At 37.8% G+C, this 25,870-nt stretch carries 21 protein-coding genes; 9 read left to right on the top strand and 12 right to left on the bottom strand.

Annotated features, from left to right (window positions below; genetic code table 11):
* Positions 1–332 precede the first annotated feature (332 nt).
* The 4 genes from katA to NSR00_RS10525 all read left to right on the top strand — a co-directional run bounded on the left by katA (position 333) and on the right by NSR00_RS10525 (position 6,543).
* Positions 333–1,796 carry a catalase KatA gene (gene katA / locus NSR00_RS10540; protein WP_117017086.1) on the top strand — a complete coding sequence of 488 codons (1,464 nt, stop codon included), beginning with the start codon at positions 333–335 and terminating at the stop codon, positions 1,794–1,796.
* 276 nt (positions 1,797–2,072) lie between these two features.
* Entirely contained in the window at positions 2,073–3,806 is a 1,734-nt protein-coding gene (locus NSR00_RS10535) for an ABC transporter ATP-binding protein (RefSeq protein WP_340788622.1), read from the top strand.
* Positions 3,787–5,649, top strand: a complete 1,863-nt coding sequence (locus tag NSR00_RS10530) for an ABC transporter ATP-binding protein (RefSeq protein WP_340788620.1) — start codon at positions 3,787–3,789, stop codon at positions 5,647–5,649. The genes NSR00_RS10535 and NSR00_RS10530 overlap by 20 nt, the downstream gene beginning before the upstream one ends.
* Before the next feature lie 39 nt (positions 5,650–5,688).
* Entirely contained in the window at positions 5,689–6,543 is an 855-nt protein-coding gene (locus NSR00_RS10525; RefSeq protein ID WP_340788613.1) for a Cof-type HAD-IIB family hydrolase, read from the top strand.
* A gap of 858 nt (positions 6,544–7,401) precedes the next feature.
* Here the strand turns inward: NSR00_RS10525 and NSR00_RS10520 are convergent.
* Positions 7,402–7,878, bottom strand: coding sequence for an N-acetyltransferase (locus tag NSR00_RS10520; protein ID WP_340788609.1), 477 nt, complete (start codon positions 7,876–7,878; stop codon positions 7,402–7,404).
* A gap of 383 nt (positions 7,879–8,261) precedes the next feature.
* Here NSR00_RS10520 and NSR00_RS10515 point away from each other — a divergent pair, with 383 nt between their 5' ends.
* The 5 genes from NSR00_RS10515 to NSR00_RS10495 all read left to right on the top strand — a co-directional run bounded on the left by NSR00_RS10515 (position 8,262) and on the right by NSR00_RS10495 (position 13,581).
* Complete coding sequence (locus tag NSR00_RS10515) at positions 8,262–9,215, top strand: ABC transporter permease (RefSeq protein ID WP_339197568.1); 954 nt, start codon at positions 8,262–8,264, stop codon at positions 9,213–9,215.
* Positions 9,205–10,155, top strand: coding sequence for an iron chelate uptake ABC transporter family permease subunit (locus NSR00_RS10510; protein ID WP_340788604.1), 951 nt, complete (start codon positions 9,205–9,207; stop codon positions 10,153–10,155). Before NSR00_RS10515 ends, NSR00_RS10510 begins: the two co-directional genes overlap by 11 nt.
* Entirely contained in the window at positions 10,149–10,907 is a 759-nt protein-coding gene (locus NSR00_RS10505; protein WP_339212102.1) for an iron ABC transporter ATP-binding protein, read from the top strand. Before NSR00_RS10510 ends, NSR00_RS10505 begins: the two co-directional genes overlap by 7 nt.
* 163 nt (positions 10,908–11,070) lie before the next feature.
* The gene (locus NSR00_RS10500) at positions 11,071–12,027 is read left to right on the top strand and encodes a siderophore ABC transporter substrate-binding protein (RefSeq protein WP_340788598.1); all 957 of its coding nucleotides are present in this window, start codon (positions 11,071–11,073) and stop codon (positions 12,025–12,027) included.
* A 753-nt stretch (positions 12,028–12,780) separates the two neighbouring features.
* Complete coding sequence (locus NSR00_RS10495) at positions 12,781–13,581, top strand: uroporphyrinogen-III synthase (protein WP_340788596.1); 801 nt, start codon at positions 12,781–12,783, stop codon at positions 13,579–13,581.
* Positions 13,582–13,714: 133 nt separating this feature from the next.
* On the opposite strand, the gene NSR00_RS10490 is transcribed toward NSR00_RS10495, so the two are convergent.
* The 11 genes from NSR00_RS10490 to NSR00_RS10440 form a co-directional block, all read right to left on the bottom strand.
* Positions 13,715–14,503: an HAD-IIA family hydrolase gene (locus NSR00_RS10490; RefSeq protein ID WP_311066522.1), complete on the bottom strand. Its 789-nt coding sequence runs from the start codon at positions 14,501–14,503 to the stop codon at positions 13,715–13,717.
* Positions 14,504–14,518: 15 nt separating this feature from the next.
* The gene (locus tag NSR00_RS10485; RefSeq protein WP_063386793.1) at positions 14,519–15,319 is read right to left on the bottom strand and encodes a sugar phosphate isomerase/epimerase family protein; all 801 of its coding nucleotides are present in this window, start codon (positions 15,317–15,319) and stop codon (positions 14,519–14,521) included.
* 11 nt (positions 15,320–15,330) lie between these two features.
* Positions 15,331–16,476, bottom strand: coding sequence for an ABC transporter ATP-binding protein (locus NSR00_RS10480; protein ID WP_340788590.1), 1,146 nt, complete (start codon positions 16,474–16,476; stop codon positions 15,331–15,333).
* 14 nt (positions 16,477–16,490) lie between these two features.
* Complete coding sequence (locus NSR00_RS10475) at positions 16,491–17,315, bottom strand: carbohydrate ABC transporter permease (protein WP_003252244.1); 825 nt, start codon at positions 17,313–17,315, stop codon at positions 16,491–16,493.
* On the bottom strand, positions 17,305–18,204 hold the full coding sequence (locus NSR00_RS10470) for a carbohydrate ABC transporter permease (RefSeq protein WP_327848576.1): 900 nt from the start codon (positions 18,202–18,204) through the stop codon (positions 17,305–17,307). Before NSR00_RS10470 ends, NSR00_RS10475 begins: the two co-directional genes overlap by 11 nt.
* A 115-nt stretch (positions 18,205–18,319) precedes the next feature.
* Positions 18,320–19,633, bottom strand: coding sequence for an ABC transporter substrate-binding protein (locus NSR00_RS10465; protein WP_340788571.1), 1,314 nt, complete (start codon positions 19,631–19,633; stop codon positions 18,320–18,322).
* A 469-nt stretch (positions 19,634–20,102) separates the two neighbouring features.
* Positions 20,103–20,705 (bottom strand): glycerol-3-phosphate responsive antiterminator, encoded by a 603-nt coding sequence (locus tag NSR00_RS10460; protein ID WP_232515598.1) that lies wholly within the window; start codon positions 20,703–20,705, stop codon positions 20,103–20,105.
* 326 nt (positions 20,706–21,031) lie between these two features.
* Positions 21,032–22,147, bottom strand: coding sequence for an IS4 family transposase (locus tag NSR00_RS10455; RefSeq protein ID WP_340786703.1), 1,116 nt, complete (start codon positions 22,145–22,147; stop codon positions 21,032–21,034).
* A gap of 471 nt (positions 22,148–22,618) precedes the next feature.
* Positions 22,619–23,377, bottom strand: coding sequence for an ABC transporter permease (locus NSR00_RS10450; RefSeq protein ID WP_063386789.1), 759 nt, complete (start codon positions 23,375–23,377; stop codon positions 22,619–22,621).
* A gap of 188 nt (positions 23,378–23,565) precedes the next feature.
* Positions 23,566–24,546, bottom strand: a complete 981-nt coding sequence (locus NSR00_RS10445; RefSeq protein ID WP_340788567.1) for an ABC transporter substrate-binding protein — start codon at positions 24,544–24,546, stop codon at positions 23,566–23,568.
* 186 nt (positions 24,547–24,732) lie between these two features.
* Positions 24,733–25,848, bottom strand: a complete 1,116-nt coding sequence (locus tag NSR00_RS10440) for an IS4 family transposase (RefSeq protein ID WP_340786703.1) — start codon at positions 25,846–25,848, stop codon at positions 24,733–24,735.
* Positions 25,849–25,870 lie beyond the last annotated feature (22 nt).

Here is a 25,870-nt window from a genome sequence, read left to right as displayed (position 1 = left end):
AAATCCCTATCGTAAACAAAAAAATTATAAACGTCGATATATCAACGTTTATAAAACATTAAAGGGGGCGTCAATAAGCCGTAAAAATCACTTATTAGACACCCCCTTTTCTGCCAATTTTTTAAACAACCTGTCAAAGAAAATAAATAGAACAACATGAAAAAAATAGTGGTTAATTGATAATAAACGAGGTTCATTGATTGATAGATAAACGGTTTCAAACTCCTTTATTAAAATTATTATAATTTACTATTGATTTTTAATTAAAATATGTTATCATATAGTTGTAATGATTAGAGAAATATTATTTTAAATTATGAGGTGATCGGTAAATGGGAGAGAATAAAAAGCTTACGACGAGCTGGGGTGCTCCTGTAGGGGACAATCAAAATTCGATGACAGCAGGCCATCGAGGTCCGACATTAATTCAAGACGTACATCTTCTGGAAAAACTAGCCCATTTTAATAGAGAAAGAGTTCCTGAACGAGTTGTTCACGCAAAAGGTGCCGGTGCTCACGGATACTTTGAAGTGACAAATGATATGTCAAAATATACGAAAGCGAAAGTTTTCAACGGAGTAGGCAAGCGAACACCAGTATTTGTAAGATTCTCAACTGTTGCAGGTGAGCTTGGCTCCGCTGATACGGTCCGCGATCCGCGCGGTTTTGCCGTTAAGTTTTACACAGAAGAAGGAAACTATGACATCGTAGGAAACAACACGCCGATTTTCTTCATTCGCGATGCGATTAAATTCCCTGATTTTATCCACACACAAAAACGCGATCCAAAAACACATTTGAAAAATCCTACTGCCGTATGGGATTTTTGGTCTCTATCGCCTGAATCATTGCACCAAGTAACTTATTTGATGGGAGATCGCGGAATTCCGGCAACATACCGTCATATGAATGGTTATGGAAGCCATACATTTAAATGGACAAACGAAGACGGGGAAAGCGTCTGGATCAAATATCATTTCAAAACTGACCAAGGTATAAAAAACCTTGATACGAAAACAGCTGTAAAAATTGCCGGAGAAAATCCGGATTATCATACAGAGGATTTATTCAATGCGATTGAAAACGGAGACTATCCTTCTTGGACGCTTTATGTGCAAATCATGCCGCTTGAAGATGCGAACACATACAGATGGGATCCATTTGACGTGACAAAAGTATGGTCTCACAAAGATTATCCATTAATTGAAGTAGGAAAATTAGTATTAAATAAAAACCCTGAAAACTATTTTGCAGAAGTTGAGCAAGCTGCATTCTCACCGGGAAACCTAGTTCCAGGAGTCGATGTATCGCCGGACAAAATGCTGCAAGGTCGTCTCTTTGCATATCATGATGCACATCGCTACCGCATCGGGGCAAACTATAACTCACTTCCAATCAACCGTCCGCGAGTTGAAGTGAACAACTATCAACGCGATGGATTTATGCGCTTTGACTCAAATGGCGGAGGCTCTGTATATTATGAACCAAACAGCTTTGGCGGTCCAAAAGAAACACCTGAAGCAAAACAAGCATCATACCCAGTATCAGGTGTTGCGGAAAACGTTCCTTATGACCATGATGACCATTATACTCAAGCGGGCGACTTATACCGTCTCATGAGTGAAGATGAAAGAGCACGCCTTATTGAAAATATTGTAAATTCAATGAAGCCAGTTAAGCTGGAGGAAATAAAACTCCGCCAAATCGGCCACTTCTACAAAGCAGATCCTGAATATGGAACCCGCGTTGCAGAAGGTCTTGGTTTGCAAGTGCCTGAAGAAGTAAAAAAAGGTTAATAAATATTTCATAGCTGGACGATCTCGGAAGGTTCAAACGAACTTTTCGGGGTCGTCTTAATTTTTGTCACTTTCGAAAAAAATATTTGGAATTACAACCTGCTTGCTTGTGAATGCGTCAGCTTTCAAACAATAGTTGGAATTACCACACGTCCCATAAAAACATATAATTGCCTTCTTTAATAGGGAAAAGTAAAAATAGTTAAAAAATTTTTTATAAAGTTGTATGATGGAAAATATAAATAGTTTCGTTCATACTTTTTGGAGGCTATGCTTATGAAAGAAGTGGCGTCTTTCTTAAAACCGTACCGCTTGGCGGTTGTTATTGCTCTTGCTCTCATGTTAACCGAGCTGACAGTGGAGCTTGTCCAGCCTTTGTTTATGGCAAAAATTGTAGATGATGGAATTTTGAAAAGGGATTTATCAGCTGTCGTCCATTGGGGGCTGGTGATGGTTGGTGTATCGGCTCTTGCCTTTGCAGCAGGCATCATTAATTCATTTTTTGCGGCGCATGTCAGCCAGAGCTTTGGATTTGATATTAGAAAAGTTCTTTTTGGGAAAATTCAATCCTTTTCATTTGCGAACTATAATCAATTTTCCAATTCATCTTTCATTACAAGGATGACAAATGATGTCTCCCAAGTGCAAAACACAATTTTTATGGGACTTCGGATTATGCTGCGTGCTCCATTGTTGGTGATCGGCGGCGCGGTTATGGCTCTAGCAGTAAATTTTACATTATCCTTCATTCTCATCGTCATTCTTCCGTGCCTGATCTTTTTTCTTTTATGGGTGATGAAAAGAGCAGGATCGATGTTTCGAATCGTGCAAGAAAAGCTGGATACGGTGAATAAAGTCATACAGGAAAACTTGACGAATATGCGCTTAATCAAAGCTTTTTTTCGAAATGACTATGAAGTTAATCGCTTTCAGAAGGTGAACAAAGATTTAAAAGACCAAACAATTTTCGTGCTCCGCTTTATGGAAATTATGCAGCCTGTCTTGCTTTTTGTAATGAATGTAAGCATTTTAATTATTTTATGGGCGGCTCATGCTGGACCAAGTGAGGCAAAAGTAGGTGAAGTTGTTGCGATCGTCAATTATTCAACAAGGATCATTTCTGTTTTATCTATGCTGTCTTTTATTGTCTCTGGTTTTTCCAGGGCAAAAGCCTCCAGCTTAAGGATTTCGGAGGTGCTTCAAACAGAAGTAAAATTGACTGATGAGCTTGCCGAATCAAGTCATCAAATAAAAGAGGGAAAAATTGAATTTCGATCGGTGTCCTTTGCATACCCGGATTCAGCCGTTAAGGTGCTTGATGATGTATCGTTTACGGTAAATGCTGGAGAAACTATGGCGGTGATGGGGGCTACCGGCTCCGGCAAATCGACTCTTTTCAATTTAATTCCGCGATTATACGACTTAGAAAAAGGAGCCGTTTATATTGACGGTTTCGATATACGTACGATCAAGCTTGAGCATTTAAGAAGGTCAATTGGGATGGTTCCGCAAGAATCGCTGTTATTCACTGGAACGGTAAAAGATAATATTTTATGGGGAAAAGAAGATGCTACTATGGAAGAAATCATTGCTGCTGCAAAGGATGCCCAAATACATGATACGATTTTAAAGCTCCCTCATGGATATGATACCCTTATCAGCCAAAAAGGCGTGAATCTTTCCGGAGGGCAAAAGCAGCGAATTTCGATTGCCAGAGCGCTTGTCCGAAAGCCAAAAATATTGTTGCTTGATGACAGCACGAGTGCTTTAGACTTAAAGACGGAAAGAAAACTGCTTCAAGCATTGATGAAATATCCATGTACGACCTTGATCATTACGCAAAAAATTTTAACAGCGATGGCGGCTGATCAAATTTTGCTACTAGAAAACGGAAAGGTGCTTGCGAAAGGAAGGCATGATGAATTAATACGCAGCGTTCCACTTTACCAAAAAATCTATGAATCACAATATGGAAAGGATGGCATCCGTCATGCTCAAAAGTCTTATTGAACCTTTCCGATATGAAAAACTAAAGCTGACAAATGAGTCAAAAGTGAAGAAAAGCTCTTCAAAAGTTAAAGACTGGAAAGGAACATTAAAAAGAATTTGGGGATATATGTCAGATCAAAAAGTTTTGTTTTTTTTCGTTTTGCTCATGGTTTTTATTAGCACAGTTTTAACAATCCTTGGGCCTTTTTTAGTAGGGAAAGGGATCGACATTTATATTGTAGAAAAAAGCGGAAATCACTTTTTCTTTTTTTTCGTCGTTCTTGTTTTAATCTATGCATTGCATTCCCTTTCCATTTGGCTGCAAAACATATGGATGATCAAAGTGTCGCAAAATACTGTGTATAAAATAAGATCCGATCTATTTCGCCAGTTTCATCTTCTTCCCATTTCTTTTTTTGATCAGAAAAAAACGGGAGAGCTGATGAGCCGAATGACCAATGATGTTGAAAACGTCAGCTCGACATTAAACAGCTCAGTGATTCAAATCTCATCCAGTGTTCTTACATTAATTGGTGTTGTTTCTGTTATGTTATGGATGAGCCCTTTTTTAACAATCATCACCTTAATAGTTGTTCCTTTATTGGTTGTAGGTATGAAATGGATTACCCGGCGGACTGGACAATTGTTTAAAGAGCAGCAGCGAAGTTTAGGAGAACTGAATGGATACATTGAAGAAACCATCACTGGTCAGCGAATTGTCAAAACCTTTTCACAAGAGAACCGGGTTATGCATGAGTTTTTAGAAAAAAATGAAAGGCTGCGGAGATCTTCATTTTGGGCTCAGACGATTTCCGGTTTTATCCCAAAGCTTATGCACGTATTAAACAATTTAAGTTTTACATTGATTGCAGGGTTCGGTGGAATCTTTGCTCTAAAAGGGTGGATAACCATCGGAACGATTGTTGTTTTTGCGGAGTACGCCAGGCAGTTTACACGGCCTTTAAATGATCTTGCCAATCAATTTAATACATTATTATCTGCGGTTGCCGGTGCAGAGCGGGTATTTGATTTGCTCGATGAGCAGGCAGAGGAAGCTGATTTTGGAGAATATGTACAATCCGCAAATATAAAAGGGGACATTGTGTTTGATCGAGTATCTTTTTCATACGGGGAAGAGAGCCAAACGATAAAAAATATTAGCTTTCATGTTTCTCCGGGAGAAACAGTTGCCCTTGTCGGTGCCACCGGCGCCGGAAAAACAACGATCATCAATTTACTGGCACGCTTTTATGAAATAAATGAAGGGAGAATTTTGATAGATGGAAAGGATATTTCCAAATTAAGACGGAGTGAACTTCGTCAAGCAATGGGGTTTGTATTGCAGGATCCTTTTTTGTTTCACACGACAATTCGTGAAAATATCCGATACGGAAGATTGGATGCAACAGATGAGGAAGTGGAGGAAGCGGCAAAGCTAGCAAATGCTCATTCATTTATTAAAAACCTACCTGATCAATATGATACAATCATTAACGAAGGTGGAACGAGCATCAGTCAAGGTCAAAAACAACTTCTTTCAATTGCGAGGGCGATTTTAAAAAATCCGTCCATTTTATTGCTGGATGAAGCGACAAGCAGCATTGACACTGTAACAGAATTAAAGATTCAAGAAGCGCTGGAGAGGCTGATGAAGGGGAGAACAAGCTTTGTGATCGCTCATCGGCTGAATACGATTAAAAAAGCAGATCAAATATTTGTTATCCAGGATGGTCGCATTGTGGAAAAAGGATCTCATGATGAATTGCTGGAAAAAGAGGGGTTTTATTTTGATTTAGTCACAAACCAGCTAAAACCGCAATTAAAAACGAAAGACATGTTGTCAGAAATAAAGGATCATATATAATGAATATAATCACTTTACTTTGTTAAAAGGGGAAACAGTATGAAATTAGTAGCTATTGATTTAGACGGGACATTGCTATCTTCCAATTTATCCATATCAGAAGAAAATCTTACAGCTATTCGGGAAGCACAAAATGAGGGAAACATCATCATGATTTGCTCCGGCAGGGCGCCTGAGAGTATTCGTGAACTGCTGGACGAATATGATTTGGCATGTCCATTTGCAGCAAGCAATGGAACAGTTGTCGTAATCGAAGGAGAAAAGCCGAAATACATTTCAATGAACAAACAAAACATGTTGGAAGCAGCCGAAATTTTGGAGAGTTATGGTGTGCCGTATAAACTTTATACAAATGATGGTATTTGGATGCCGGAAGACTGGAGCGCCAAAGTTCGCTCTGCTCTGCAGTCGAATCCGGAGCTGGCAAAATGTTTGCTTGAATCTGAGTACAAACAGTTTATCGAGCAGCCAAAAAGGACCGACAATAATCGATACTTTCGTCATATACAAGATGTTATAAACCGCGGTGATTTATCGGTCCAAAAGTTTTTTATTTTGCAATTTAATCAACATACTAGAAAAGAAATTATGGAACAATTAGAAAACATTGCTGGGATTGCGGTTACGACATCAGGTGACTACAACGTTGAAATAATGGATGAAAAGGGAAATAAAGGATATGGATTAAAAGCTGTTGCCAAGCACTACAATATCCCATTGGAACAAACGATTGCGATTGGTGATAATTTCAATGACGTTCCAATGCTGGAAGCTGCAGGGCTTTCCGTTGCAATGGGGAATGCCGAGCCTGAGGTGAAAGAAATGTGCGATATCGTGACGAGGACAAACGATGAACACGGTGTCGCCTATGCTATTCGACAATTTGTGCTGTAAATGGTTTATGGATGTGAAGGGGTGTCTAATAAGTCGTTTTTACGGCTTATTGACGCCCCCTTTAATGTTTTATAAACGTTGATATACGACGTTTATGATTTTTGTGCGCCCGGCATGTATATGAACTATAGGGTGTAAGTCCCGAACCCCGAAGACAGAAGTAGAGGTCAGCTCAACGAAAGGGTGTCCGTGGTGACGCGGAATCTGAAGGAAGCTGGAGGCAAAACACCGGTCCGAGGAACACGAACCTCATATAAGGCTAGGTATGATTGAGTGAGTTTGCATAACAAAACAAAGCTCTTTCTGTCGAAGGTCATATCGAGTAAATGAGGCGGATAGATGGTGTGAAAGTGCATGTACTTACCCGGGGAGGTCTGGCGGATATGTGAAGTACGCTTCATAACCTACTTAGTGATAAGTAGCTGAACCGTCAGAAGTCAGCAGAGGTCATAGTATTAGTTGATCTAGAACAACTAAGAAGGACCGAACAATTAAGAGAGAATAGCCCTTGGCATTCAGTGAGTCATGATGAACACAGAAAACGTAGTACCTCACTTGAGGGAGGAAGCGGTGAATCCCGTGGGAGACCTCTTGGAGGGTGGAGTGACCACTGGCATAAAGAGAACAGCTATTCACGGAAGTTATGAAAACTTGCGTCAATTATCTTAATTGAACCGCCGTATACGGAACCGTACGTACGGTGGTGTGAGAGGACGGGAGTTAATCGCTCCCTCCTACTCGATTGTTTACGATAGGGATTTGACTTTCTGGATAGCTCCTTTCATTTTATTTACTATTGAAAACTGCGACGGTGCGGCTTCTTTGAGGCGGGCAATAAAAAAGTGTGATGAATTATTGTTATTGTTTCGCTAGTTCTTTCTGCCATACTTTTTTTAACATAGCTGTTTCGTCACACGATGGAAGTTTCGGACAATTGATGCAATCCTTCCACATTTTTTGCGGGAGAGATTGCTTGTCAACGATATCGAATCCTAATTTGGTAAAAAACTCGATTTGATACGTTAAGGCAATCAAATTTTCAATTTCCAACCTGTTTGTTTCATAAATGATTTGTTTTACGAGCTCTTTTCCGATGCCTTTTCCGGTATGGTCAGGGTCAACGGCCAGCGAGCGGATTTCAGCCAAATCTTTGTCTAAAATATGCAAGCTGGCAACGCCAGCCACTGCTCCACCTTCATCTGCAACATAAAAATTTTGTAAATTTTCATAAATAGATGCGTACGTTCTGCTGAGCAGCTTTCCTTCCAATGCATAATGTTTAATTAATTGATAGATGGCATCTGTATCGCTCATAGTCGCTCTTCGAATGTGCATGTATACTCCCTCATTTAATCGAATGAATAATTATAAGTAAAATAAAATATTTATTCATATATATTATCGGTATGAACATTATTTTGTCAATAAAAAAACCAAACAATTTATAATTATGCAAGTTCATCAAATCTTTAAACATTTTCTGTAAGTAAAATTTTGGCGGGAGAAAATATTTGATAAGAGGATTTTACTACAAGGAAGCTAGCATTCAATGAAATTTATGGTAAAAAATGATGTTTATAAGAGAGGTTTAATCTTCTTCATCCATCAAATTGTGGACAAATTCAGACATTTTTTCTAAATGTGTTGAAAATGAGTCTTATTCTTATTATAATTGATAACGAATCTCATTATTAATTTATTACGGAAAGAGTTAAAAAATGAAAAAACGATATTTGATCATTGCTCTCATTATTCTTTCAATTGCATCGATTTTTATCGGGGTAAAAGATATTAAACCAACTGATTTATTCAATTTGACAGATGAACAAATACAAATTTTGATCATCAGCAGAATTCCGCGTGTCATTAGCATTATTATTGCAGGAACGAGCATAAGCATTGCCGGTCTTATTATGCAGCAGCTGAGCAGAAACAAGTTCGTTTCCCCAACTACGGCAGGAACGATGGATTCCGCCAGATTGGGGATTTTAGTTGCGATCATGGTTTTTGCAGACGCTAGTCCGATTCAAAAAATGATTGTTGCATTTGCTTTTGCACTTTTAGGAACATTTATCTTTATGAAAATATTGGAGAAAATCAAATATAAAGATACTATTTTTGTTCCTCTAGTCGGGCTGATGTTCGGCAACATCATTGGATCTATCACTACTTTTTTTGCATACAAAAATAATTTGATTCAAAATGTTTCCTCATGGCTGGAAGGAGATTTTTCGTTAATTTTAAAAGGTCAATATGAATTATTGTATGTCAGCATTCCTTTTGTATTAATTGCATACTTGTATGCGAATCAATTCACTGTCGCTGGAATGGGAGAGGAATTTTCGAAAAATTTAGGCTTGAATTATAAACAAGTTGTCAATATCGGACTTGTTATCGTAGCTTTGATCACTTCATCTGTTGTATTGACGGTTGGAACCATTCCGTTTCTAGGTCTTGTCGTTCCGAATATTGTCGCCATATACAATGGAGACCATTTGAAAAAGAATTTGATTCATACCGCTTTGCTCGGTGCTGTTTTCGTTATGTTTTGCGATATTTTAGGGCGAATCATTATATATCCGTACGAAATCTCGATCAGCTTAACCGTCGGTGTCATCGGCAGTGCCATTTTTGTTTACTTACTTATGAGGAGAAAAGCATATGGGTTATAGAGCGAAAATAACATCTCTTCTAGTGGTCGCAGTCCTTTTAATGATCACCTTTTTGTTCATCGACCTCGGCAAAAATTGGGATTATGCATTGCCGCGCCGTTCGGTGAAGATGCTGGCGGTTATTATTACAAGTGTAGCAATCGGTTTTTCAACGTTAGTATTTCAAACGATTACAAACAACAGAATTTTAACTCCGAGCATTTTAGGTTTAGATTCTTTATATATGCTTTTGCAAACCATGCTTGTCTTTTTATTTGGTTCAACACATGTTGCGATGATCGATAAAAATATTAACTTTGCGCTTTCCTTGTTCTTTATGATGCTGTTTGCACTGATCTTTTACAAATTCCTTCTTCGAGGCGAAGGTCAAGACATTTATTTTCTTCTTCTGATTGGACTGATATTCGGAACATTATTTAACAGCTTGACTTCTTTTATGCAAGTGCTGATAGATCCTAACGAATTTCTAATTGTGCAGGACAGAATGTTTGCCAGCATCAATAACGTGAATACGGATTTGCTGTACTTGTCGATTGCCGTTATGTTGCTGGCGGGTCTTTATTCACTGAAATATTTCAAATATTTAGATGTGCTGGCACTTGGAAGGGAGCATGCGATTAATCTCGGCATTGATTACGATCATGTTGTCAAAAGGCTTTTGATCATTGTGGCTGTTTTCGTTTCGATTTCGACAGCTTTAACCGGTCCGATGACGTTTTTAGGCCTTCTCGTGATTAACGTGGCAAGGGAATTTTTAAACACATATAAACATAGTGTTTTAACGATCGGGACCGTTCTTTTTTCCATCATTGCGTTGGTTGGCGGTCAGCTATTGGTCGAAAGAGTGTTTACATTTTCAACTACGTTAAGTGTTGTCATTAATTTTGTTGGAGGGGTTTATTTTATTTATCTTCTATTAAAGGAGAATCGATCATGGTAGAAGTAAAAAATGTTTCAAAACAGTACGGAAACAAATTTGTAGTAAAAGGCGTCTCGCTGAAAATTCCGAAACAAAAAATCACAGCCTTCATCGGCCCAAACGGAGCTGGAAAAAGCACACTGCTATCAATGATCAGCCGATTAATAAAAAAAGATGATGGAGAAATATTGATTGACGGAAAAGAACTTGGCGCATGCAAAAGCAACGATTTGGCGAAAAAAATTTCGATCTTAAAGCAATCAAACCACATTAATCTTCGCTTAACAGTCAGGGAACTTGTCTCTTTCGGCAGATTTCCGTATTCAAGCGGAAGATTAACAAAAGAAGATCAAAGGCATGTGGATGAAGCGATCCGTTACATGGGGCTTGAAGAGATCGAACATAAATTTCTTGATCAGTTGAGCGGAGGCCAAAAGCAGCGGGCTTTTATCGCTATGGTGATCGCGCAGGATACCGAATATATTTTGCTTGATGAGCCATTGAACAATTTAGATATGAAGCACTCTGTGCAAATTATGAAAATGTTAAGAAAACTTGTCGATGAACTTGGAAAAACAATTGTCATTGTACTGCACGATATCAATTTTGCATCGGTGTATGCCGATTATGTAGTTGCAATGAAAGATGGAGAACTCGTACACGTCGGGCCAACTGATCAAGTCATAGATCGTTCTGTCTTAAAAGACGTATATGATATGGATATAAACATCCAGCAAATAAACAATTGCAAAATATGTGTGTACTTTTCTTAAAGGGTAGTATGGATGGAGGCATTTTGATAAACATCTCAGCAGAAGGAAGAGCTGTCAGCTCTTCCTTACAAAGAATTCGAAATGATAATGATTTTCTTATTCAATTGCGAGATGTTTAAAGAATTGCCGACATCATTTAAAAAATATACAGGGGGTAATTTTTATGAAAAAGTTTTTAGTTTTTCTCATTGCTTCTTTGATGGTTTTTGTTGTTGCAGCTTGCGGCTCGAACGGGTCAACTAGCGGCGAAGGTGAAAAAAATGGCACGAAACAGGAGTCAGAAGAACTGACGATTAAGCATCAGCTTGGCGAAACAAAAGTGAAGAAAAATCCAGAAAAAGTCGTCGTTTTTGATTTTGGTGCTCTTGACACATTGGATAAGCTTGGCGTTGAAGTGGTAGGTGTACCGAAGGATAACCTTCCATCCTATTTAAAAGACAAATACAGTGACGATAAATATGAAAATGTCGGCGGTTTAAAAGAACCGGATTTTGAAAAAATCAGTTCGATTGAGCCTGATTTGATCATTATTTCCGGAAGACAATCAGAGGTTTATGAAGAGTTTGAGAAAATTGCACCAACCATCTTTATGGGTGTTGATACAACGAAATATTTAGAGTCATTCCATGAAAATGTGAAAACACTTGGAAAAATTTTCGGTAAAGAAGAGGAAGCTGAAAAAGAACTGGCAGCAATCGATGAATCGATTAAAAAGCTAAAAGAAAAAGCAGAAGCGTCTGGAAAAAATGCATTAGTTATTTTAGCCAATGAAGGGAAAGTCAGCGCATATGGACCGAAATCTAGATTTGGACTCATCCATGATGAATTTGGAATTAAAGCTGTAGATGAAAACATTGAAGTTTCTACACACGGACAAAGCATTTCATTTGAATATATCGTTGAAAAAAATCCTGATTACTTATTTGTGGTAGACCGCGGTGCTGTTGTAGGCGGCCAATCATCTGCAAAACAAACAGTAGAAAATGAATTAGTGAAAAAGACAAATGCCTACAAAAACGGCAATATTGTGTACTTAGATCCTAACTACTGGTATTTATCCGGCGGCGGATTGATTTCGGTTGCTGAAATGGTGAAAGAAGTGGATAATGCGATCCAATAATTTTTCAAAAGGGAGCTGAAAACAGCTCTCTTTTTTCATATGCACCCGGGCATGGGTGTAATCTCTAGGGTGAAAGTCTCGAGCTGCGAAGGCAAAAGTAGCAGTTAGCTTAACGCAATAGTGTCCGTGGTGATGTGGAATCTGAAGGAAGCGGGCAGCAAACTTAGGGTGTCTCTCGAAACACGAACTTCATATGAGGCTAGTTGCCATTGGATGAAACAAAGTCCTTTCTATCAAAGATGGTACAGAGTAAATGAAGCAGACAGTTGGAAGGAAAGACTGCACCCTTACCCAGGGAGGTATGACCGACATGTCGAATTGATTAGTATGTGCTTGAACGTCTCAACCTTTTCGATAAAAGAAACAGACGCAAAAAACACATACATATGCCGAAAGTCATAGACAAGGTCAACATTTGATTATGAGACTCGCAAGTTAGACACCGTGAGAAGGCATTACAAAAAGCCAATACTTTTCTACATAGTATTGGCTTTTAATCATTGATGAAAAATGAAGTGAACAGACTCTCATCTCCAAAAACAATAGCGGTACTTATTAAGACAGAAAGCTAGGTGTGCTTTTCCTATAATCCCGTCTACCGCTAACATACATAAGCATTGAAATTCCATAACGGCTCTAACGCTACTTCCATAAAAAAGTTGCCCACAAATACTTGACTCAAACTTTTTCATTTGAAAATAAGGGATGAACGGAGTATTTATAGTATGATAGAGAAAAAGGGGGAAGAAAGGCATGGGAAATTTACATGGGAAGCGGATCGCTATCACAGGCTCTCGAAAGAGCGGGGAAATTTCCACGTTAATTCGTAAAAAAGGAGGGGAGCCTGTTATTCGAGCTATTCAAGAAACAATAAAATGCTCTCCTTCGGATTTGGAGGCTGATCTTCGAAGCATTGTTGAAAAAGGGACTGACTGGGCTGTGTTTACGACAGGAATAGGGACGAACGCTCTGTTGGAAGCGGCAGAAAAGATCGGCATTTTGGATTCATTTATAAACGTTTTAAAAGAAGCAAAAATAGCTGCCCGCGGCTATAAAACGAAAGCGGCTCTTAAACAAATCGGCATTCAGCCGGATGCTTGTGATGATGACGGAACGAATGACGGGCTGCTTCGGGCTATTGAAGGATTTTCTTTTAAAGACAAGCATGTTTTTTTACAATTGCATGGAGAACCGGTGCCAAAGCTTTCAGAATGGTTTGAAAAGCACGGAGCGATTTTGCATGAAATTTTGCCATACCGCTCCATTGTACCTAATCCTGAGACCGTTGAGCAGCTGCTGGATGAAATAATCGAGAATAAGCTGAATGCTGTTGCGTTTACAGCTGCCCCGCAAGTAAGAGTGCTTTTTAAATTGGCTGAAAAAAAAGGAGCAACATCCGACCTTATAGAGGCATTTCAACAAAATGTTTTGGCAGCAGCCGTCGGCAAAGTAACTGCTGGAGAATTGAAGGAATATGGGGTGCAGCGCATCGTGGCTCCAGAACTGGAGCGGATGGGGGCGATGATTGTCGCTTTGGATGAGTATTTTCAATGATGTTGTTGTCAAAAAATTTAATGGCTGATTGTGTGTATAAAAAACAGGTGGAGCGTGACAGCTTTGAGGATGAATCACGTCCACCTGGGTTTGAACCTTTTACCTAAAAATCAGTATGTATGAAAGCATCGATTTATTTCATGAAAAACAAATACTGTAAATTTTGTGCAATATAATTCGGGTAAATTTTGTTTTTTTCAATATCTTCTTTTCTAGAGGCTCCTGTTAATACAAGGCATGTGCGGCAATTATTTGTTTTTCCAAGCAAAATATCGGTTTCTAAACGATCGCCAATGATTAAGCACCTGTTGCTGTTTATGTTTAATTTTTCAAGAATTTTTTTGCCGTAAAAAGAGGAAGGCTTCCCGATCACCTGATCGATCGGCCGTCCTGATGCAGCTTCTATTGCTTTCGCTATTGCCAGTGTATCTGAAATATACCCTTCAGGTACTGGACAAAGCGAATCCGGATTGGCTGCAATTAATTTGGCTCCATTACGAACCGCGTTCATTGCCAAATTGAGTTTTTCGTAAGTGAAGCAGCGATCAAGCCCGACAAGTACGTGGGTCGCGTCCATAGGATTGTCGGTCATTTTTAGTGAAAATTTGTGGAATTCTTCCGAAATCGCTTTTTCACCTACAATATAGACTAAAGAGTCCGGAGATTTCTCTAAAAAATATACAGCTGACAAATAAGAAGCTGTCATGATTTCGTCCAGTTTCGCTTGAATTCCTAAATGATGAAGCCGCTTTCTGCATTCTTCTCTTGTTTGTGTCGATGTATTTGTGATAAAAAGAATTTTTTTGTTATGGCGCCTTAATCGGTCGATCGTTTCTTTTACACCGGGCAAAAGTTTATTGCCAATATATATAGTTCCATCTAAATCAAAACAATATGCATCAAAATCGTCAATGTGTAACAATACAATACTCCACCTTTATTCTGTTGAAAGTTCTTTTAGAAGAATTTCTTTGCCTTCGCGTAACTTTTCTAACGGTGTTCCGGGGGCATATTCTAGGATGAGCTGACAATCGATTGATTGTTCATGAATCGTTTTAAAGATTTCTTGCCATGGGACAGTTCCTTCACCGATTGGCAAGTGATCGTCTCCTGTTCCGTTATTATCATGAACATGGAGGGCAATCAGTCGATCCTTTGTCTGCTTCATTATTTGCGGAATATCCCAACCGTTTAAATTTGCGTGGCCAATATCAAGTAAATATCCTGCCGTGTCATGAATATTTTCTAAAAAGCTTATAAACTCATCTTGCGTAAAAATCGAACTGCCGTTGTATCCGACGTTTTCGATTGCCAGTTTGACGTTCAAAGGTTTAGCAAATTCACATAATTGATGGATATAATCTTCAGCTCGCTGCTTTGCTAAACGTTTGTCAAAAACCGGAGAAAAACAGAACCCAGGATGGATCACAACATGCGAAGCCTGAATCATGCCGGCAAACTCAATCGCTTTTTTGTATTCAAAAAATGAAGCTTCCCGAATCGCTTTATTTTCACTTGTTAAGTTAATATCCCATGCTGGCGGATGAATGGTGTAGCCGATGGGCAATTCTTTTAGTTTGGAAGACAATTTTTTGAATGATTTTTCCATGTCATCCCATTTTTCGCCATCCATTAATAGTTCAACTTTATCAGCTCCATATTCAATTAAGTCATGGACATTTTTTAAAGGATCTTTTGATACAAGCGGCAAATCAGAATAACAGATTTTTCTTTTCATAAACAACCACCTCATGAAAGATATGTTTCCACATTGATTTTGTGATTCATCGGACTGCTTTCATTCAGATCCAGCTCTTGCGGATAGCCTATTGATTGTGTGGATTCTTGATCAAAAATATGAATACGATCCATTTTTGGTTTTAAATAGACCATTTCCCCCGGATGCCAATTCTTTTTTTCACTCATCGCAATCACTTCATGACCTTCTAAATTTATATAAATACTGTAGCTGCTTCCTTGGTTTTCCACGTATTTCACTGTGCCTTTTAATGTGTTTTCTTGGGGAGTTTTATAAATTTCTAGATGTTCAGGACGAATTCCAAAAACAAACGTTTTAGCATTGCATTCATTTATTTGTCGGATCCACATCGGATGTAATAAAAATGATTGTTTCCCGATCACAACTTTGCCATCATAATAATCCATATCGACAATATTCGTTGGAGGCGAGCCGATAAATTTTGCCGTAAAGATGTTTGCAGGGCGGTTATATACATTTTCCGGCGTATCTACCATTTGCAATTGCCCTTGATTCATTAACGCAATCCGATCCCCTATAGTCATTGCTTCAATTTGATCATGTGTAACATAAACGATTGTTTGCTTATACATTTCATGGATTTTCACTAGTTCCTTGCGCGCAGATACTCTTAGCTGCGCATCTAAATTTGATAATGGTTCATCAAGCAGAAAGAAATCAGATTTTTTTACAACGGCTCTTGCTAAAGCGACACGCTGCCTTTGCCCGCCGGATAAATCTTTCGGCAATCTGTTTTCATACCCTTTCAGCTGGAGCATTTCTAACACAGCATTTAATCTTTTTTGAATTTCGTCTTTATGAACCTTCTGAACTTTTAAACCGTACGTAATATTTTCAACGACATTCATATGAGGATATAATGCATAATTTTGAAATACCATCGCTACATTTCTTTTTCCGCTTGGAATGTCATTCGCCTTTACGCCATTCAAATATAAGTCGCCCGAAGTAATTTCTTCAAGGCCTGCAATCATGCGTAAAGTTGTCGATTTGCCGCATCCGGACGGACCTAGAAGAACTAAACGTTCTCCAGGATGAATGGTAAGATTGAGCCCTTTTACAACATGTGTTTTTCCATAGGATTTCCAAACGTTTTCAAATCTTATTTCCTTCATTGTGCCATCCTCCGTTATTTAATTCCAGAAGAAGTAAATGTTCCTATAATATACTTCTGGAAAATTAAATATAAAGTTAAAGGTATTATCATTGTGATGACTGATACGGCCATGGCGACAGTAAAATTCGTGCCGCCTTCTGAGCTGATGTACATCTGTAAAGCAAGAGGCAATGTATAATTTTCCTTGCTTTTTAAAATGAGCACCGGCCATACGTATTCGTTCCAGGTAGTAATGAAAAACCAGATGCCTGTTGATGTGACAGCCGGCCTCACTAATGGGAGAACGATATCTTTCATAATCCGGGCGTGTCCAATATGATCTAATTTTGCTGCTTCAATTAACGAGATGGGGATTGTTTTCATCGACTGCCTCATTAGAAAGATACCAAGCGCATTGGCAAGCTGCGGCAAAATAACACCCCAAACGCTGTTGACTAAACCGATACCCGATATGATCAAATAGTTTGGAATCATTGTTACGGTAAAAGGGATAAAAATTGTACTAATTAACATAAAATATAAAATGTTTTTCCCTTTAAACTGCAAAAATACGAAAGCATACGCTGCTAAAAATGATGTAATCAGTTTGAAAATTGTCGCAACAGAGGCAATAATGAACGTATTCATCGTAATTTTGAAAGCAGGTAAACTATTAAAGAATGTGATATAGTTTTCGAATGTCGGATTTAACGGAACTATGTTCAAAACATTGTTGTAGGCATCTTCCAACGTTTTAAACGATGAACCTAATGCAAAAACGATAGGATATAAAAGAATAATGATTGTAATGATAAAAATAATGTGCCAAGGTATCGCAACAGATCGTTTAATTTTCATAATAGATACCTCTTTCAACAAACTTAAATTCAAGAACTAATAATATGAAAAAGATTAACATCGTCATAATTGATAAAGCTGCAGAATGTCCTGTTCTGTAAAGTACGAAGGCTTCGTGATAGGCGTGATAGATCGCATTGGAGCTGGCGTAATTTGGACCGCCTTGTGTTATCACTTTTATAGGCGTGAATACATACTGCAGTCCTTGGACGATTGTAATAATAAACACATAAATGCCAGTAGCGCTGCTCATAGGCAAGACAATATGAAAGAATATTTTCCATAAAGGAACATTATCCAAACGGGCTGCTTCTATTATTTCGCGTGAAATACCGTTGATAGAAGCATAAAGGACGATAAAGTTATAGCCAAATACTTTCCAGGATGTAATCAAACTTAAAACCAATATGACCCAGCCGTCTAATTTACTCCAAATCGGCATTTCAATGCCGAACCATCCTAAAATAATGGCAACAGGTCCGGAAACTGGATTTAAAATCCACGTAAACAATATCGAACCAACGACCAATGAGATGAATGCCGGCAGAAACAAGGCGCTTTTATAAAAACCATTAAATCGTTTTAAAATTAAATCTAATACGAAAGCAAAAAGATACGGTATGATACAGTTTATAACTAATAAGAAAGCAATATATATAAATGTATTTCCCAATATTTTATATGTATTTCGATCTGATAAAACATCAATGTAGTTTTTCAATCCGACAAATTCTTTTGTCGGAGTAATCATGTTCCAGTCAAAAAAGCTTAAATAAATCGTGTATAAAAATGGCCAGAACATGAATATCGAAAATATAATTAACGTTGGAATCAATAAGCAATACGCTTTCCAACTCTCTTTATTTTTAAAAACTGTCCCATCACTCATATTTTTATTACCCTCCGTACTGATACCGAAAATAAAAGTTAAAAGGAGGGTGACTAAAGGAAGTTTTTTTGAAAAATTGTTATAAATGTTAGTCACCCTTTGTAGACATTTCCTTTTACTTTAACAATTCGTTGATGGATTTTTCCGTTGATTTTAAACCTTCTTCTACTGATACTTTTCCTGTAAGAATTTCGTCGCGTACATCTATTAATAATTGCTCTGCCTGTAAACCGGCGTCTCCAGGGAATGATGCCCAAGGAACAATCTTGTCCATTTGTTCTATGGCAGGCTTCATCATTTCATTTTCTTCTAAAAATGATTTAAGTCCATTTTCTGCTTCTGCAACATCTTTACGTGGAGGCACATAACCTGTTCCTTCTGTCCATTTGGCCATTGATTCAACGCTATAAAGAAATTTCATGAATTCCCATGCTGCTTTTTGCTGCTCTTCATCTTTTGCTGTAATAGCCAGCATTGCGCCACCTGCCGGCAGTCTTACTTCTTTTCCTTCCCATGCTGGCGATTTGATTGCCGCTACGTCAAATTTGGCATTCGCTTGGATATGCGAACGTTGTGCAATCGTTGTATAGACCATGGCGACATTGCCATCGATAAAGCTTTGTACACCTTGATCCCAAGGCAAATGCAAGGCTGTTTTATCTTTTAACACCATATCAGCCCATAGTTGATACGCTTCAATTCCTTCTTTTGAAGCAAATGTTGCTTTTCCGTCCGTAATCATTTTGGCTCCGTTGCTTTCTAATAAAGCTTGTGTAGCCCAGTTATCTGCCGGCTCCTGCAAATAAAACCCATATTTTCCGGTTTTCTCTTTTATTATTTTGGAAAATTCTCTTACCTCTTCCCACGTTTTTGGCCCATTTTCATCTAGTCCAGCTTTTCGCAAAAGGTCTCGATTAATATAGAGGACTGGATTGCTTAACGAATATGGAATCCCAACTTGTTCACCATCCGAATTTTTCGCTAAATCCAAAACATTTTTTAAGAAATGATCTTTTAAAAATGTTTTATCTTCTGGAAAATATTTATCTATTATTTCTTGCGGCGGCACATAATGAAAATTATTTGAGAAGTAGTCTAAAAATGCCCATCCTACTTGTACAACTGCTGGTGAATTGCCCGCAGCTACTTCAGCCTGTAAATTTTGCATCAACCCTTTATACATGTCCGGGTTGTATTTGGCTACGACTTCTACAGTATCACTTTGTGCATTAAATTCCTTCACTAACTCTTCTACTGTTTTTCCGCCTTGAGTTTCAGCATTTACGTGCCAGTATTCGATAACCGTTTTTTTGTTGCCGTCCTCTGATTTAGAAGGAGAGTCATTGGCTGCCTGCTTGCTCGTGTTGTTACAAGCTGCTAACATAAATACTAATGTAAATGCGCAAATCAATTTTACAAATGATTTCATTATATTCCTCCTCACCAAATTGTTTGACCGTAATTAATGAAAGGATCTTCAAAATGTCGTGACATTTCGGCTATTTAGAAAATTCTTTACATGAATCAGTTAACAAATCTTGTTGCCTTTGACTGGCTATCACCGTCCGTGTTCGAGCAAGCGGCTTCTACAAGCTGTCTTCAATTTCAGATAAAGCTATTTTTCATCGTTATGCCAATGACAGGTTGGCAGATCGTTTGCATTAATATTTTAGGTGTAAATGCTTTTTTATCTCCCGACCTGACAAATCTATTAAATGATGTCGAAATCACCTCCAATTGCTTGCATAACAAAAAAAGAGACTCCAAATATAATGTATATATCTATTCCATATACATTAAATTTGAGGTCTCTCTATTTGCACCAGTAATTATTCACTTGTTACTTATAATATAGATGAGAATTGTTAATCTAGTATAAATCATATGTAAATTCTCTTTTAAAATTTATTTAAATCCATTTCCCACAATTTTGAGTTGGACGTCGTTACAGCGAGTGCGCCATTATTTATCGCTTCCTTCGCATGTTCAGGCAAAGTCAACAGCCCTCCTGTTATAACGGGAACTTGCGAAACCTTTGTGAATTTCTTTAAAAAATCCGGAGCACGGCACGGCATAATTTCTATTATATCTGAGCGGATTTGGTCCGCATCCTTCACTAAATTATGATAAACTTCCGTGTCAATTAAAAAGATTCGCTGAATAACAAATAAACCGCTTGATTTTGCCTTTTTTATAATGCCGTTCCTCGTTGTAACGATCGCCGTTGGCTGGACATTCTTTTTTACAAAGTCAATTCCATCGCCATCCATTTCCAGACCGCCTATTTTTTCAACATGCAATATGACGGGGAGCCCTTCAGACTGGATGAAATCAACATATCTTTTTACCGTTAAAATGGTCCCTGTCATTAGTAAGACAGCACTTAAATGTTCTTTATTCTTGATCGCTTTCTCAATATATTTCGGTTCTTTAATAGCTGCTACCATTCTATGTTTTTTTAATCTTTCCAACAAAATTGTTCCTGCATTGCTTTTTGCCACAGCTAAATTTCCTTTCTTTTAAAATTCCGAATCTGCTCTAAAGATTTAAAAGTATTTTGTTATAAAAGCAATTCGATTGGCAAACGTTTGATATACTTTGGATTGCGCGAAACATCTTGTTGGGCAGAATATGCTTGCTCTTTGGATGGGGGCAGAGGATCAAAAGCTTTTAAAAGAAATCATTAGCATTGCATAAATATAGTTAGAATTTTCTGTTAATTATTTTTTGTGAATTTGTGCCAAAAAGACAAAACCTAAAGAAAGGTGGCACTGCCCATTTGGTAAATATATACAGTTAAATCAGAGCGACAACGACAAAAGGGAGATTATGGACTGGCTCGCCCATCAAATTTTCGCAACCAAACATAAGCTGGTTTCCACAGAGCTCTCTTTAACCAACGAGTAATTCGAAGTAGGGATTTCTTACTTTTCATCTCCAATTGAATGAGAACATGTAAGCAATACGTGATAAGGGCTAAGAAAATTTGATTTTGAATAGCTGTTTCACTCATTCCATAAAAGTGCTTAATTTCTACGTGTTGCTTAAGCCATTTGAAAAAGAGTTCAATAGCCCAGCGAGATCGGTAAATATCACTTATCTCTTCTGCTTTTAAATCAAATCGGTTGGTAATTAAACGAAGTAAGTTCCCTTTTGTGTCCATAACTTCTAGTAGACGATAGACATTTTCAGTACGATTTTGTGTGGTACCAATGTAGACCATTTTATCGGATAGAACGTGACAATCATCAGGAAGTGAAAATGTATAGACTTCACGAATGACTGCGTTTTTCTTCAGTCTTGAAACGAAGAAATAGCCATCATCTGTCATCCGGTCAAAACGTTCATAGTCCACATAACCGCGGTCAAACACATACATGGCTTCTTTATCATCCACTAGGACTTCGAGTTGATTTCGGTCATGTTCTTTTGCTGTCGTAATCACTGCTTTTTCAGGATAGACGGTGTCTTTATCCATGAAAACGAGCCGTAAGTGTAGCTTTACACCAGCTTTTGTTTTACGGAATTTTGCCCATTTATAATTGGTCAAATTCAACGGGAGTGTACTCGAATCAATGATTTTCAGTGGCATATTCTTTCCGTTTTTATAATGGTACCGTTGAATTTTCCAAACAAGATCCAAGAACAAATTTGCAAGAATTAGTGGGTTGATCTGATTGTTTTTTCGGGATAGCTGAGAGGCACTTATCGATTCAAATCCGAGTGCTTTTTGAAGATCTTCGTCTACAAGTGCATCACTCATTTCCTCTAAGCTCTTAAATTCGAGCAGTTGGGCTACCAATAAAAGTTTAATATAGGCTTCTGTTGTCAGCTTTTTTGTGTAATAGTCCTGTTTCAATTCTTTGACTTGTTCGCTAAGTTTTTGAATATTTATGGGTGAAACCCATTTACCAAATGATGAAATTAGTGTATTCTTGTCCATAACAGTTATCCTTTACGATTGGATTTGGACAGGAACCACCTGTACTTCCATTGTAAAGGATTTTTTTGTTTCGAAATCAATAAAAAATTGAACATTCTTAGTATTTTGAATCATCAGATTTAATTACTGCAATGCTAGTGAAAAGAAATATAAAAAACAAATATTAAGCAAATATTGTGCCCAAGCTAATTCATTGTAAATTTTGCTTTACAAAAGATTTACATCTAGCATGATTTTGCCCGAAAGATTATTTTTAATAGCCGAATTATTTTTGCCGTTTTCTAAAATCGCTGGAGAGACTAGTTCCAAATAAGAAAGATGTGTATAAAAAAAGAGGATGTATGCTCTTATCATGAACATACTATCCTCTGAAAAATTAATATAGGCAATTAGATGATTAGTTGGAAAAGCACTTTCAACTTGTAGGGCTGAGATATCCCTTGAAACAGGAAAGTTTGCTGTGCACAGCGATTATGCTCTTCCCCAAATACGATTAATCCAGTTTTCAATAAGTCCGACCGCTTTATCGAGAAGCAGCCCGGATACGCCGATAAATAGTATGGCAGCCATGACTAAATCTAGCCTCATGGAATTTCTGGCGTCGACAACTAAATAACCAAGTCCTGACTGCGTTCCAACCATCTCTCCTGCTACAAGAAAAATCCAAGCTGTACCTACAGCTATATGAAGCCCGTTCGCAATATAAGGGAATGTAGCAGGAAAAATGATTTTGCGCAATAGCTCGAATTTTTTAATCTCGAAATTTTGCGCCACTTTCAAATAAGTTTTATCAACGTTCTTTACAGCAGATACTGTCGATAGCAAAACAGGAAAGAAGGCAGCAATAAAAATAATTACTATTGCCGGCATATTGCCAATCCCAAACCAAAGTACAATAAACGGTGACCATGCGATTGGCGAAACAGGCCGCAATACCTGGATAATTGGGTCAATCACTCCCCATAATAGTGGTATTCTGCCGAAAATAAGTCCTAAAATGATCGCTAATACAACGGCAGAAAGATATCCAGCCAAAAATCGCATGATACTCACTTGAAAATGTTCGAACAGTGTGCCATCTTTAATAAGCGAAAGTATTCCATCCCATACTTGAATGGGTGAAGGGAAAAGTGCTGAATCATATTTTCCAATGAAAATAATTAACTGCCACAAGGTAATCAAGATAGCAAAACCAATGATGACATTTATGAAATTCTTATATTTAATCATCCTATCACTTCTCTTTTTTCTCAAATTAATTGGTGAATTTATGCATCATCAACCATGCGGAACTGTCATTTTAGTATACTTCCATCATTAGGGCTTCTGTTGTTCAACATGCCTAGTGCCTGCTTAACCATAGAACATCTTTAAATTCGCGTCCATCTTTCGGTTTGCTCGAGAAATAGGAATTCCCCTTATGGAAGCTTTGCATTGTCTATTAGCGAATTATCTACAAATTCTTCATAAGATGGCGGATTTTTTTGTAAGCCCATCTCAATCAAGTTTTTCGTTAATTCTTTATAGTCTTTTTCATGAATGATTAAATCGTCATAGGCAATCCATTTAAAAGATAAATCCATTACTTCTTTGTCCGCTTTCATATATTTGGAGGACATTTCAATTGTTTGCTCATCCTTGTGCTCTGCTACCTCACCAGCTTTTAAGTAATAATTAACAAAATCCTGAGCAATCTCTTTTTCCTTTTCGATAAATTCACCGCGCAGTACTAGTGCACAGTCAATGGAATTCTGCCAAATTTCATTATCTTGAAATAGTACCTTGCCCTTTCCGATCGATACGGAAGCTGCACCAAAAGGTTCTGCAACGACATATCCAGCAATTCTGCCCTCAGATAAAGCTGCCGGCATTTCTGCTGGAGGCATCTCGACAGCCTTTACATCATCGTACTTTAATCCGTTTTGTTTTAACATTTGATAAAGCAAAATATTGTGAGTGGAGAATTTGTGTGGAATAGCAAAATTTTTCCCCTTTAAGTCTTTAACACTATTAATATCATTTGCTACGACAAGTACGTTCCCATCTCGATGTCCTAATGCGACAGCTTTTAAATCTATGCCTTGCTCTTTTGCCTTCATAGCCAAAGTAACTAGCATGGAAGCTCCGTCAATATTGCCTGTGTTTAAGGCGTCTACAAGCTCAGGCCACGAACCGAATTTCACGAGTTCAAGATTGAATTTTTCATATTTTTCTAATTCCTTCTCGATAAACAGAGGTACTGCATGAGTAATCGGTAAATACCCGATCTTGATTGTTCTTTTTCCATCTTTGCCACTTTCGGAAGTATTATCGCTTCCGCTTGCTCCACAAGCAGCCATTGTCAATAACAATACTGATATAACTAATAGAAACAGTCCAGATTGAATAATCCTTTTCATCTAATTTCCCCTTTTCCTATTTTTATTTTTTATATACAATCATTAGCATTGCATAAATATAGTTAGAATTTTCTGTTAATTATTTTTTGTGAATTTGTGCCAAAAAGACAAAACCTAAAGAAAGGTGGCACTGCCCATTTGGTAAATATATACAGTTAAATCAGAGCGACAACGACAAAAGGGAGATTATGGACTGGCTCGCCCATCAAATTTTCGCAACCAAACATAAGCTGGTTTCCACAGAGCTCTCTTTAACCAACGAGTAATTCGAAGTAGGGATTTCTTACTTTTCATCTCCAATTGAATGAGAACATGTAAGCAATACGTGATAAGGGCTAAGAAAATTTGATTTTGAATAGCTGTTTCACTCATTCCATAAAAGTGCTTAATTTCTACGTGTTGCTTAAGCCATTTGAAAAAGAGTTCAATAGCCCAGCGAGATCGGTAAATATCACTTATCTCTTCTGCTTTTAAATCAAATCGGTTGGTAATTAAACGAAGTAAGTTCCCTTTTGTGTCCATAACTTCTAGTAGACGATAGACATTTTCAGTACGATTTTGTGTGGTACCAATGTAGACCATTTTATCGGATAGAACGTGACAATCATCAGGAAGTGAAAATGTATAGACTTCACGAATGACTGCGTTTTTCTTCAGTCTTGAAACGAAGAAATAGCCATCATCTGTCATCCGGTCAAAACGTTCATAGTCCACATAACCGCGGTCAAACACATACATGGCTTCTTTATCATCCACTAGGACTTCGAGTTGATTTCGGTCATGTTCTTTTGCTGTCGTAATCACTGCTTTTTCAGGATAGACGGTGTCTTTATCCATGAAAACGAGCCGTAAGTGTAGCTTTACACCAGCTTTTGTTTTACGGAATTTTGCCCATTTATAATTGGTCAAATTCAACGGGAGTGTACTCGAATCAATGATTTTCAGTGGCATATTCTTTCCGTTTTTATAATGGTACCGTTGAATTTTCCAAACAAGATCCAAGAACAAATTTGCAAGAATTAGTGGGTTGATCTGATTGTTTTTTCGGGATAGCTGAGAGGCACTTATCGATTCAAATCCGAGTGCTTTTTGAAGATCTTCGTCTACAAGTGCATCACTCATTTCCTCTAAGCTCTTAAATTCGAGCAGTTGGGCTACCAATAAAAGTTTAATATAGGCTTCTGTTGTCAGCTTTTTTGTGTAATAGTCCTGTTTCAATTCTTTGACTTGTTCGCTAAGTTTTTGAATATTTATGGGTGAAACCCATTTACCAAATGATGAAATTAGTGTATTCTTGTCCATAACAGTTATCCTTTACGATTGG

It is taken from the genome of Aeribacillus sp. FSL K6-8394 (assembly GCF_038008865.1).
Classification (GTDB): domain Bacteria; phylum Bacillota; class Bacilli; order Bacillales; family Aeribacillaceae; genus Aeribacillus; species Aeribacillus composti.
The sequence above is the reverse complement of the archived record's forward strand: the minus strand, read 5'-3'. Positions and strand labels throughout refer to the sequence as shown.

Excerpts from the sequence above, each read along its gene's own strand:
- NSR00_RS10510 (WP_340788604.1), top strand. The coding sequence starts at position 9,205 with ATGGGTTATAGAGCGAAAATAACATCTCTTCTAGTGGTCGCAGTCCTT.
- NSR00_RS10440 (WP_340786703.1), bottom strand. The coding sequence starts at position 25,848 with ATGGACAAGAATACACTAATTTCATCATTTGGTAAATGGGTTTCACCC.
- NSR00_RS10450 (WP_063386789.1), bottom strand. The coding sequence starts at position 23,377 with ATGATTAAATATAAGAATTTCATAAATGTCATCATTGGTTTTGCTATC.
- NSR00_RS10480 (WP_340788590.1), bottom strand. The coding sequence starts at position 16,476 with ATGAAGGAAATAAGATTTGAAAACGTTTGGAAATCCTATGGAAAAACA.
- NSR00_RS10445 (WP_340788567.1), bottom strand. The coding sequence starts at position 24,546 with ATGAAAAGGATTATTCAATCTGGACTGTTTCTATTAGTTATATCAGTA.
- NSR00_RS10515 (WP_339197568.1), top strand. The coding sequence starts at position 8,262 with ATGAAAAAACGATATTTGATCATTGCTCTCATTATTCTTTCAATTGCA.
- katA (WP_117017086.1), top strand. The coding sequence starts at position 333 with ATGGGAGAGAATAAAAAGCTTACGACGAGCTGGGGTGCTCCTGTAGGG.
- NSR00_RS10475 (WP_003252244.1), bottom strand. The coding sequence starts at position 17,315 with ATGAAAATTAAACGATCTGTTGCGATACCTTGGCACATTATTTTTATC.
- NSR00_RS10520 (WP_340788609.1), bottom strand. The coding sequence starts at position 7,878 with ATGCACATTCGAAGAGCGACTATGAGCGATACAGATGCCATCTATCAA.
- NSR00_RS10530 (WP_340788620.1), top strand. The coding sequence starts at position 3,787 with ATGCTCAAAAGTCTTATTGAACCTTTCCGATATGAAAAACTAAAGCTG.
- NSR00_RS10485 (WP_063386793.1), bottom strand. The coding sequence starts at position 15,319 with ATGAAAAGAAAAATCTGTTATTCTGATTTGCCGCTTGTATCAAAAGAT.
- NSR00_RS10535 (WP_340788622.1), top strand. The coding sequence starts at position 2,073 with ATGAAAGAAGTGGCGTCTTTCTTAAAACCGTACCGCTTGGCGGTTGTT.
- NSR00_RS10505 (WP_339212102.1), top strand. The coding sequence starts at position 10,149 with ATGGTAGAAGTAAAAAATGTTTCAAAACAGTACGGAAACAAATTTGTA.
- NSR00_RS10455 (WP_340786703.1), bottom strand. The coding sequence starts at position 22,147 with ATGGACAAGAATACACTAATTTCATCATTTGGTAAATGGGTTTCACCC.
- NSR00_RS10465 (WP_340788571.1), bottom strand. The coding sequence starts at position 19,633 with ATGAAATCATTTGTAAAATTGATTTGCGCATTTACATTAGTATTTATG.
- NSR00_RS10525 (WP_340788613.1), top strand. The coding sequence starts at position 5,689 with ATGAAATTAGTAGCTATTGATTTAGACGGGACATTGCTATCTTCCAAT.
- NSR00_RS10470 (WP_327848576.1), bottom strand. The coding sequence starts at position 18,204 with ATGAGTGATGGGACAGTTTTTAAAAATAAAGAGAGTTGGAAAGCGTAT.
- NSR00_RS10500 (WP_340788598.1), top strand. The coding sequence starts at position 11,071 with ATGAAAAAGTTTTTAGTTTTTCTCATTGCTTCTTTGATGGTTTTTGTT.
- NSR00_RS10495 (WP_340788596.1), top strand. The coding sequence starts at position 12,781 with ATGGGAAATTTACATGGGAAGCGGATCGCTATCACAGGCTCTCGAAAG.